Source organism: Methylocella sp. (assembly GCA_037200525.1).
GTDB lineage: Bacteria > Pseudomonadota > Alphaproteobacteria > Rhizobiales > Beijerinckiaceae > Methylocapsa.
On sequence record JBBCGG010000001.1, the window covers coordinates 3077065 to 3087500 of the forward strand.

The 10436-nt window shown below is 60.1% G+C and carries 10 protein-coding genes, 1 rRNA gene and 1 pseudogene (1 of these 12 running past the window's edge); 3 read left to right on the forward strand and 9 right to left on the reverse strand.

The window, feature by feature from the left end; genetic code table 11:
- Positions 1–11: 11 nt before the first annotated feature.
- The 8 genes and pseudogenes from WDN46_15120 to WDN46_15155 form a co-directional block, all read right to left on the reverse strand.
- Positions 12–1475, reverse strand: a complete 1464-nt coding sequence (locus tag WDN46_15120) for an amidase family protein (protein ID MEJ0094705.1) — start codon at positions 1473–1475, stop codon at positions 12–14.
- Between the two features lie 13 nt (positions 1476–1488).
- Complete coding sequence (locus tag WDN46_15125) at positions 1489–2244, reverse strand: ABC transporter ATP-binding protein (protein MEJ0094706.1); 756 nt, start codon at positions 2242–2244, stop codon at positions 1489–1491.
- Positions 2210–3283, reverse strand: coding sequence for an ABC transporter ATP-binding protein (locus WDN46_15130; protein MEJ0094707.1), 1074 nt, complete (start codon positions 3281–3283; stop codon positions 2210–2212). Before WDN46_15130 ends, WDN46_15125 begins: the two co-directional genes overlap by 35 nt.
- Positions 3280–4119, reverse strand: a pseudogene (locus WDN46_15135) (ABC transporter permease). Before WDN46_15135 ends, WDN46_15130 begins: the two are co-directional and overlap by 4 nt.
- Positions 4071–4427, reverse strand: coding sequence for an ABC transporter permease (locus WDN46_15140; GenBank protein ID MEJ0094708.1), 357 nt, complete (start codon positions 4425–4427; stop codon positions 4071–4073). Before WDN46_15140 ends, WDN46_15135 begins: the two are co-directional and overlap by 49 nt.
- Positions 4428–4925: 498 nt before the next feature.
- Positions 4926–5129: a hypothetical protein gene (locus WDN46_15145; GenBank protein MEJ0094709.1), complete on the reverse strand. Its 204-nt coding sequence runs from the start codon at positions 5127–5129 to the stop codon at positions 4926–4928.
- Between the two features lie 481 nt (positions 5130–5610).
- On the reverse strand, positions 5611–6093 hold the full coding sequence (locus tag WDN46_15150) for a hypothetical protein (GenBank protein MEJ0094710.1): 483 nt from the start codon (positions 6091–6093) through the stop codon (positions 5611–5613).
- On the reverse strand, positions 6080–6412 hold the full coding sequence (locus WDN46_15155) for a helix-turn-helix transcriptional regulator (protein MEJ0094711.1): 333 nt from the start codon (positions 6410–6412) through the stop codon (positions 6080–6082). Before WDN46_15155 ends, WDN46_15150 begins: the two co-directional genes overlap by 14 nt.
- A gap of 250 nt (positions 6413–6662) precedes the next feature.
- On the opposite strand from WDN46_15155, the gene WDN46_15160 reads away from it, so the two are divergent.
- Positions 6663–7472, forward strand: a complete 810-nt coding sequence (locus WDN46_15160) for a TylF/MycF/NovP-related O-methyltransferase (protein ID MEJ0094712.1) — start codon at positions 6663–6665, stop codon at positions 7470–7472.
- A 245-nt stretch (positions 7473–7717) separates the two neighbouring features.
- The gene (locus WDN46_15165) at positions 7718–9139 is read left to right on the forward strand and encodes a lipopolysaccharide biosynthesis protein (protein MEJ0094713.1); all 1422 of its coding nucleotides are present in this window, start codon (positions 7718–7720) and stop codon (positions 9137–9139) included.
- Positions 9140–9536: 397 nt separating this feature from the next.
- Here WDN46_15165 and WDN46_15170 read toward each other — a convergent pair whose 3' ends face one another.
- Positions 9537–9689: a hypothetical protein gene (locus WDN46_15170; GenBank protein ID MEJ0094714.1), complete on the reverse strand. Its 153-nt coding sequence runs from the start codon at positions 9687–9689 to the stop codon at positions 9537–9539.
- Positions 9690–9893: 204 nt separating this feature from the next.
- On the opposite strand from WDN46_15170, the gene WDN46_15175 reads away from it, so the two are divergent.
- Positions 9894–10436: ribosomal RNA gene (locus tag WDN46_15175) — 16S ribosomal RNA — on the forward strand (it continues 942 nt past the right edge of the window).

Sequence of the window (10436 nt, forward strand, 5' to 3'; positions counted from 1 at the left end):
AAGGAATGCGGTCAGTGGGCGGCGGCGCCGGGCAGCGGGGGCCACCGATCGCGCCATGGCCGCGCCGCCTCAAAGGCGGCGCAGGCTTGCAACACTCCTTGATCATCCAGATGGCGGCCGACGATCTGCAGCCCAACCGGCAGTCCATCCGCGGTGAACCCCGCGGGCACGGAGGCGGCGGGCTGGCCGGTCATGTTGATCGGAAAGGTAAAGCAAAGCCACTGAGTGTTGCCGACCATGCGCCCATCGATGATCTCCGGCCCCTGCATATGCACCGGGAACGGCGGCGCCGCGAGAGTTGGGGTCAGCAGCAGGTCATAGCGCTGCATGAAGCGCCACATGCGGTTGCATAGCGCCTTGCGGGCGGTGATCGCGTCGGTGAACTCCTCTGCGGTCCAATTCCGATCGAGAAATGCGACGAGGTGCGGCGACATCTCATGCCGATGCGGCGCCGCCATCGCCCGCAGGCCGCGCAGATCAGTCTCGAGCGCGACCAAGCTCCAAAATGTCTCATACGGATCAGTCCAGCCTGGGTCGGCCTGCTCGACATCGCAGCCAAGCTCAGTCTCGAAGACCCGCACCGCCTCACCCACCACGCGGCGCACCTCAGGATCCACCGCGGCGTATCCCCAGTCCGCACTGTAGGCGACGCGCTTCCCCTTGAAATCCCCGGCGCGCGCGGCGTCCAGCCAGCTGAAATCGGCCGTCGGCAGCGAATGGCGGTCGCGTGGGTCGGGGCCGGCGATCACGTCGAGCATCAGCGCGGAATCGGCCACCGTCCGGCTCATCGGGCCTATATGCTCGAGGCCCTCCCAGCTTGATACGCCGGGATAGCGTTCGTCCCGGCAGCCCGGATACAAAGGCACTCGGCCCATCGACGCCTTCACTCCCACCAGCCCGCAATGCGCGGCCGGGATGCGCACCGAGCCGCCGCCGTCGCTGCCGATGGCGAAGGGCGTCACTCCGGCGGCGACCGAGGCGCCGGATCCGGCGCTGCTGCCGCCCGGAGTGAGAGCGAGATTCCAGGGATTGCGCGTGGTCGGGGCGATGGGGCTGTGGCCGACGCCGCTATAGCCGAACTCCGGCACATTGGTCTTGCCGACAATCACCGCCCCGGCCGCCTTCAGCCGTTCGACCACGATGTCGTCCTCATCGGGCGTGAAGTTGCGGTAGAGCGGCGAGCCCATGGCGGTCCGAAGATCCTTGGTCGCAACCAGGTCCTTAATCCCGACCGGCACGCCGGCCAATGGACCTACCTCCTCGCCGGCCATGATCTTCGCCTCGATCGTCCGCGCCGTCGCGCGCGCAAGATCCGGGGCCGGCGTGCAGAAGGCGTGCAGATGCGGTTCCGTCGCCTCCATGCGAGCAAGCGCCGCCTCGGTTACCTCCACGGCGGACAGCTCGCGCGTTCGAATGCGCCGAGCCAGGGTGACGGCGTCGAGTTGGCAGATCTCGGCGGCGACGTTGGATTTCATATGGCGGCTCCTTCTAATGGGCTGGTCGCGCCGCTGGCGCGGAGCCGGCGGCGACAAAGGCGGTCTCTTCTGCAAAGTGGCAGGCGACGAGGTGGTCGGGCGTGGTCGGGAGCAGCAACGGCATCCGCTCGGCGCACACCGCCTCCTGGCGCGGGCAGCGTCCCTCGAAGCGGCAGACATGCGGGGACGGGTCGATCGGGCTGCGCGCCGATCCGTCGGGCCGCAAGGGCCACTCTCCCCGCCGGGCAGGGTCGGGTATCGAGGCAAGCAGCGACCTCGTGTAGGGGTGGCGGGGATCGCGGAACAGCTCGGCCGCTGGCGCCTGCTCGACGATCCGACCGAGGTACATTACAGCGATGCGGCTGCAGAGCAGGCTGACCACGTTCAGGTCGTGCGAGACGAACAGGTAGCTCATGCCGAGCCGCGTCCGCAGGTCGGCGACGGCGTCAAACACTGTCAGCGCGGGGTTGAGGCTCTCGGTGGGGTCCTGGAACACGCTCTGGATGCGGGCGCGGGCCGGGCTGCGCACGAAACGGTCGAGAGGGATCGGCGCGATGTCCCGACCATCGAACACAATCGCTCCCTCGCTCGGTTCGATCAGTCGCGCCAGCAGGCGGACCAGGGTCGACTTGCCGCAGCCCGACTCGCCGACCAGACCGAGGCTCTCGCCACGCCCGATCTTCAGATCTACGCCGTCTACAGCGTGCAACAGCCCATGGCGGGTAGGGTAGCGTTTAGCCAAGCCAATCGTCTCCAGCAGAGCGCTCAAAGCGGGTTCCAGCAGCGCACGAGATGGCCGTCTTCCACCATCTGCGACGGCAGCGGCGCGGCGCCGCAACGCGCATCGAAGCGGTCGCAGCGGTGCAGGAAGCGACACGGAGGCAACGCCTGCCGCAAATCGGGCAGATTTCCGGCACGGAGGCGAGATCCTCGATTCGCATGCCGACGGCGGGAGTCGCGCCCATCAGCCGCGCAGTGTACGGGTGAGCGGCGCGGCGCAACAACCGCTCGGCGGGCGCCGCCTCCACCAAGTGTCCGGCGTGCATCACCACGATGCGGTCGCAGTACTCTCCGGCCAGCGCCAAATTGTGAGTAATCAATAGCACAGAGGCTCCGAGCGCCCTCACTTGGTCGCGGATCAGATCCATAACCGCGGCCTGGGTAGTGACGTCGAGCCCGGTTGGCTCGTCTGCGATTAGCAGGGAGGGCGAGCAGGCCAGCGCCATCGCGATCATTACCCGCTGGCAAAGGCCGCCGGACAGCTCGAACGGATACGCATAGAAGCGGCGCTCCGGGTCCGGGATACGCACCCGCCGCAGAGCCTCGACTGCTGCGGCCTGCGCCGCCCGCCGACTGACGTTACCGTGCCTCAGAAGTACGTCCTCCACCTGACGGCCGATGCGCCTGATCGGATTCAGCGCCGTCCGCGGGCTCTGAAAGACCATCGAAATCTCCCGGCCCAACATGCTCGAGAGTCGAGCCGGCGTCTTCCGCAGCATGTCGCGGCCGGAGAACTCGATCCGGCCAGAACGAACGAGGCCCGCCGCATCGGTGAGCCCCATAATGGCGTAGGCCAGCACAGACTTGCCTGACCCGCTTTCGCCGACCATGCCGACAATTTCGCCGCGGGAGATGTCAAGCGAGACGGAGTCGAGAGCATGGACGGCGCCCTCGCGGATGCGAAAATCGAGGGTGAAGTCCTCGATCCGCAGCAATGGCCGCGCACCCTCCTTCGTCAGCTGCTCCGCAGCCTCGGATCGGAGCGGATTGGCGCGGGCGGCTATATGCGTCGCGGTGGGCGCGTTCATGTGCGCTTCCGTGGATCGAAGAGATCGCGCAATCCATCGCCGAGCAGGTTGAAACAGAACACCGTCAGCACCAGCGCGGCGCCCGGAAACATAAAGGTCCACCACTCGCCGGAGATGATGTAGCTTGCCCCTTCAGATACCATGATCCCCCATTCCGGCGTCGGCGGACGTACGCCGAGGCCGATGAACGACAGGCCGGCGGCGTTGAGGATCGCCCAGCCCATATTGAGCGAGGCCTGCACCATCATCGTCGGCAGGATGTTGCGCATGATATGGCCAGACAGGATTCACCGCACCATTGCCGCCCATCCGAGCGGTCTCGCATAGGCGAGATCACGCCGCACGTTGACCTCGGCGCGCGCGAACCGGCCGTAGAAAGGCAAGTTGATTATTGCGGTTGCAATGATGATGTTCAGCACGCTGTTGCCGAGCGCGGCGACGATCCCCATCGCCAATACGAAAAGCGGGAACGCCATGATTGTGTCCATCAGCCGCCCGAATAGGGCATCGACCCAGCCACCGGCGTAGCCCGCCACCGCGCCGAGCGACGCGCCGATGGCAAACGATATGGCGACAGCCGACACCGCCATGCCAAGGTCGATCCGCGACGCGACGACCACGCGGCTTAGGATATCTCGGCCGAGCGCATCCGTGCCGAACAAATGCGCCAATGATGGCGGCTGCAGTCGCGCTGCAGCGTCCGTTAACAGCGGATTATAGGGCGCCAGCACTGGCCCTAGCGCGGCGCAGATCAGCAGCAGACAAAAAAGGCCGCACGCCACGAGCGTCAGCCGGTTGTTTGCGAGCGTGTAGCGGCTCGCGCGCAGCAGGGCGATTGTAGCGAGGCAGGCAAGCGCTGAAGCAAGTCGGTCAGAACTGGCTGCCCCGTAGTGAGCGACTGGCCAAGATCCCCATGCGCCAGGTCCTGCACATAGGCCAGGAATTGCACCGGAAGGCTGCGGTCCAAACCGAGATGCGCCCGCACCTGCGCGACAGAGTCCGCGTTGGCCGCAGGCCCGGCGAACAGCACCGCCGGATCGCCAGGCAGCGCATGGGAAATGAGAAACGTGATGACGATGACGCCTGCCGAGCTCGGCCCCGCGCTCAGCAGGCGCCTGAATGCAACGCGCAACGGTTGAAGCAATTCGTATCTCCGGCGACCCGTCGCGGCGTTGCCGTGCCTTCAGTAGTCTGAATATGCACGGCGCATGCCACGACGCAGTCCGCGCCAGTCCACGTGGAGAGTTGCTCATCGCAATGATCGGCCGCGCCCCGCCCGACCCAGATGCCGTGCTGCACGGAGCCGGGCGCAGCGCTAAGTGAAGGTCATGAATGCTGGATTGTGGTTGATCACATCACCGCATTGTGACCGGAACGAAGAGCGCCGGTTGCCGGAGTTCTCCGTCGACAACTTAAGTCTCGGCAACGAATCTACCGATAAGGTGTCGATTTAGCGCCAATGCTGGCGCCGCGCAGGAGGCGGCTGACACACTGCAGATCCTGACAGCCCATAAATGGAGCCAGTCTGATCAAACGGTATACAATGCGCTTACGTCGCGCGCTTCGTTATCCCGCGGAGTGCCAAATCGCATCGGTATCGCATGCGGCTATTCCAGCAATCACGCCGCCGCGATCAAGATGGTCAATTTTCAGGGCCGCGGGCGCGAAAGTGGCATTGCGAGTGCGACAATCCAGTTTCGACGATGCATTTGACATCGGTGCGGACTTTCTCAGCCCATTTCTTCTTGGCACTGTATGCAAAAGCGCAGCTTTCGCGACCACTATTCGGTTCGCCGATAAAGATGCGGGAAACTTCTTCCGCGACAGGAAAAGTCTCGGCGTCCACCTTGCTATCGCCGCCGCCTTCGGGTCCGTCGCCGGCTGCAGGTTCGGAGAAATCGCGAGTTTGCAGAGCTTGCGGACGAAGAGTTCGAAGTCGTATGTTTGGTTGCGGCTGGTTATTGTCTCAAAGTGATGGTCAAGCGTCGATGCATCAAGCACGTATGATACATGACCGGCCGATGCAGCCTCTTTGATATTTCGGGCGCTTTGGGCTTTGTTCCAAAGCGCCCGAAATGGTTAAAAGAGGAGCCTAAGCGCAACGAGCGCATGTAACGGAACACAAAGTCCCACGGGCGTTTTTGGTTCGGACGGTCCTGTCCTTCTCCGAGGGGACGCAACCCCTACAGAACCTCATCATGCCAGTCTCGCTCCGGAGCCGCGCCCAGCGGCGCAGTTTTGCGAAGCCGTCATTTAGGATTGATTAAGCGGCATGCCGTTGCTGAAGTAATTGCAAAGGCGATTTAGCTTCGAGAGGATCGCACGGGTTAGGGCTCGGTTTCCTCGCCTAGGGGCCGATCGGATAAGAGATCCGTCGATCCCAACAGCCCCTCTGAAGCGCGGGCCACGGAGAGATGCGGCGCCTTAAAGAATGTGAGAAATAGATGACTGAGCTTTGAGGCTTTCGAGCGCATCCGCAGACCGTGTGAACGCGTTTGACCGGTCACGTCGTCAACGAGCGTCGCTAGATCGCCGCCCTCTCCGAGTAGACTACCTCTTCCATTCTCGACGACGTACCAGCTGCGGCCGTAGTTTGAGATTCGAGACACACAGATGATGCTGGGGAGGGCAGGGTCTGAAGTGATCATATAAAACTGAGGATCGAGGCGTTCGGTTTCGCCGTAGGCATAGGCGTCAGCGGCGCCGCCGGTGACTTTGAGGCACAGTCGCATCAACTCCGCTATTTCGCCATGTCGCCATTCATTTTGCGACTTCGGTATTGCTTCGCGTCGGAAATCAACGACCGTCATGAGCCGCTTCCTCGAAAAGCGCGCGATGAAGCGCGGGATCGTAAAACGCCAAAAGCGTGCGCGCGAAAACGGCAGGCTCAACGCCTACGAGTTGAGCCCAACGCTCCATGCTCTCAGACGGGACTCGGCCGAACCCGTTTTCGACTTGCGAAACGAATGTATAATATTTCAGTCCCAATCCTGTGGCGAGATCCATTTGGGATAGACAGGCTGCCTGACGCCGCGCTTTCAGCCACTCGCCAGCCTCTTTTCGCAATCGCTGTGAGTTCAACGTTGCCGCCGTGGGTTGCGTAGCGGCTGCGTGGTCCTTCGCCATCATAGACCCGTAAGCTGAATTCCGGTTCGAGAATATCCTACCATTCGTCCCTAAACCGTAGACGCAACGCGGCGGAGCCGCAAGGCTATGTGCAGTCACTCTCGAATTCACGAGAGCAATAATAGCTTGTCCAACACTATGAACCGCTGTACACTTCAATCAAGCAAAGACGTCGCCTCTGATATCACAGTACAGCTATAGGCAGGTCCCTTTTTAAGACGCCGCTTTTGTTAAGCATCGATTGGTGACGGCCATGAGATTACAGCCAGCGTCTTTATTCGGCAAACTGTTTGATCCGGCGAGATGGTATTCGTCAGTTAAGGATTTTCCTCTTCGGTTAGGGCGTTTTCACCTTGGCTTGTGGAGCATAAGTCCGGGAACCTGCGTTATTTATCGGCCGGCTCGGTATTCGCTGTTTTATGATAAATATATTGAGCGAACGGGAAGAAATATATTCGAGGATGTCAAGAAATTCTTTGGAAGTCAGGCAAGTCATGCCGGAGACATTACGCGGTATTTCTTTCTAAATTTGGTAATTGATCAGCTTATAAAAGATGATGTAAAGGGAGATCTAGCAGAACTTGGCGTTTATAAAGGGAATACAGGATTTTTATTTGCGGATGCCGCCAGAAAGCTGGGCAAAAAAGCTTATCTATTTGATACTTTTGCAGGATTCGACAAAAATGATTTGAAGGATGTTGACGCGGACAAGGCGGCCAAAGACCGGTTTGAAGATACGTCATTAGCGACCGTGAAGTCTTTGGTAGGCGAGCGTAACGTCCATTTTGTCCAAGGGTATTTTCCCGAGTCGACATCGCTTGTCCCGCATGATTTGTCGTTCTGCCTCGTCCATCTCGACTGTGACCTCTATGCGCCATTTCGGGCGGCGCTCGAATACTTCTATGACCGGCTTGCGCCGGGCGGCTTTCTCATCATGCACGACTACTCGAGCCTCGAATGGGCCGGCGTTGAAAAAGCCGTAGACGAGTTCTTTGCAAACAAGCCCGAGAAGGTCATTCCTATCCCGGACACATGGGGCACAGCCGTCATTCGGAAAGTCTGAGCTGCGCCCTCAGAGTGGGATCAGCTACTGCGAAAATCGGTAGGAACGTCATGAGCTTAAACGTCGTGGGCGGGGTCTGAGTTGGAGCGCGGCATTGTTCGATATTCGCTCAACTGTTGCCTGATCCTCGGCGACGGAGTTCAGAACGAACTAAGCGAGGCGCTCAATGGCTCGGCTTTCGAGAAAGCCATCTTTTTAAGGGCAGGCGAGAGAGGCGATCAGTGACGTCGCTAGGCAGAAAGATCGTGAGCAGCGCGGTCTGGACTGCGGGGGCGTCATGGGGCTCTCAACTGATTACCTTAGCTGTCTTCGTCATCCTCGCCCGTTATCTTGGCCCTGACGACTTCGGGGTCGCGACCTTGGCGATGTTGCCGCCGCTCTTCCTTTCGGTTCTGGTGATAACCGGCATTCCCGACGCACTCGTTCAACGCGGAGAGATCACAGCGGCGCATCTTGACTCCGCTTTCTGGTTCCTCGCGGGCCTCGGCCTCATGCTTAGCGCTCTGATCTGGGCCTTCGCGGGACCGATCGCGGGCGCATTTGGCCAATCCTCCCTGAAACAGTTTGTCCGCTGGACGAGCATTATCGTCGCAATCCAAGCCTTGGCGGCTGTTCCAACCGTAGTCCTTAAGCGCGAACTCGGTTTCCGCGTGCTCGCTGTGCGCACTCTGGCGGCGACGGCCTTCAGCGCGGCATTGGGAATCGGCCTGGCGATCGCCGGATTCGGCGTGTGGAGCCTGGTCTGGATCCAGATCGCGAAGGCGGCGGTAGGGACGGCGCTGGTGTTCCTGGGCAGCGGGTGGCGGCCTAGTTTGCGTTACTCGCATGCACGTTGTCGGGAGCTGTTTGGTTTCGCTAGCCCGGTCGTTGCGCAATCGTTGTTGGCGATGGCGAACGACGAGTTGCCTGCGGTTGCGCTTGGCGTATTTCTCGGCCCTGGAGCGGTGGGCGTATATGCATTCGCCCGCCGTCCGTTTCAAATCCTATGGGACGTCTTTCTCAATCCGCTCATGGGTTTGGTCTTGCCGACAGTCTCAAGGGTTCAGAATGACCCGGAGAGGATCAATCGTTTCTTTGACGCCGCTGTGCGCATGACGGCGCTGGCCGCTTTTCCTATTTTCATCGGATTTGCCGCCGTGGCGCCCTCAGCCGTGCCATTCATCTTCGGCAAGCAATGGGGGAGCGCGGTCCTCGCCATCCAGATCATTACGCCGCAGGCCGTGGTGCGCACTATCGATGCTCTTTGCGCCTACACTATTCTGGCGCTGGGCTATTCCGGTCTGGTCTTGAAGCTCAACATTTCATTCACGATCCTGGCGGCGATCCCGATTGTCTTTGCTTCTCGAATAAGCGTCGAGGCGATGGTGGCGGCGATGGTCGCCTGCAATCTCGCGCTTCTGCCGTTTTTTTTATTCTTCGCTCAACGGATCGCTCGGATCAACATTCGTCAGCCCCTTGACGTATTCCCAAGGCTTGCGGTCGCGTCGTCTCTGATGTTCGCGGCGGTAACCGCGGTGAGGCTCGGCGCTCCCGAAAATACGCCGCAAATAGTCACGATTGGATCCGCAGTCGTTATCGGCGCCATCGTTTTCGGCGCGGCGGCTATGGCGCTTGTGCGTCCGGATCTTAAGGCGGCTCGCGAGCTGCTTCTGAAGATGAGGACATAACGCCAATGTGAGAAACCGTGGCGAAATCCGGGTGCGACAGTGCGCGCGACCATGCGTCGATCTCCTCCGGTGAAATTGGCTTTCGACGGATTCTTTCGGTCGCTCAGGTCCGATGGGGCAGGGCGTTCGGCCCTCGATGCAGCCGCGAAGCAAATTTTCTCAGGGAAATTCCCACGAAGCTGAAGCGTTCGCGCGCATCTATATGATTGTTATGAGGTTTTAATGTTCAGCGCCCTGGCCTGGGGACACCAGGGGGTCGCCGCGTGGCCCTGGGCATGCAGCTCTGTCCAAGAAAAACTTCCCTTCGAATTCGCCGAAAATAACCAGGATGTGGAAAACGCGGCCGTAAAGCGATCTTGAGTGAAAATCGCGTGTTGACAGTTTGGGTTGGGTAGCTCTATAAACCGGCCATCGACAGCGGCGCCGCTGAAGCGGCAGACGCGGATTTCGTTTCTCGAGTTTCTCGGGTCTGGGCCACCTGGTAAGTTTTGCCGGGGTGGTCGATGATTTCCGTGTTGAAGGGCGCGAGCTCTGCTACGCTGAGAAACATGCTGTTTGACATTTAAATCGGAAGAAAGAGAAACGTGGTCGGCGGGGTCCTTGCGGATTGCGCTCCTTGTGGGCGCAGTCGATGAGATAACTCTGGCGGTCACGTATCTAAGTTCATCGTGTTTGCAGTTCTATTGAACTGCGGGCAGATGTGCTTGGGACTCGTCAAAGATATAGTGACCAGCCGGGTAACAAATTCTCATTACAACTTGAGAGTTTGATCCTGGCTCAGAACGAACGCTGGCGGCAGGCCTAACACATGCAAGTCGAACGCCCCGCAAGGGGAGTGGCAGACGGGTGAGTAATACGTGGGAACATACCCTTCGGTTCGGAATAGCTCAGGGAAACTTGGATTAATACCGGATACGTCCGCAAGGAGAAAGATTTATCGCCGAAGGATTGGCCCTCGTCTGATTAGCTAGTTGGTGAGGTAACGGCCCACCAAGGCGACGATCAGTAGCTGGTCTGAGAGGATGATCAGCCACATTGGGACTGAGACACGGCCCAAACTCCTACGGGAGGCAGCAGTGGGGAATATTGGACAATGGGCGAAAGCTTGATCCAGCCATGCCGCGTGAGTGATGAAGGCCTTAGGGTTGTAAAGCTCTTTTACCTGGGAAGATAATGACGGTACCAGGAGAATAAGCCCCGGCAAACTTCGTGCCAGCAGCCGCGGTAATACGAAGGGGGCTAGCGTTGTTCGGATTTACTGGGCGTAAAGCGCACGTAGGCGGATCTTTAAGTTAGA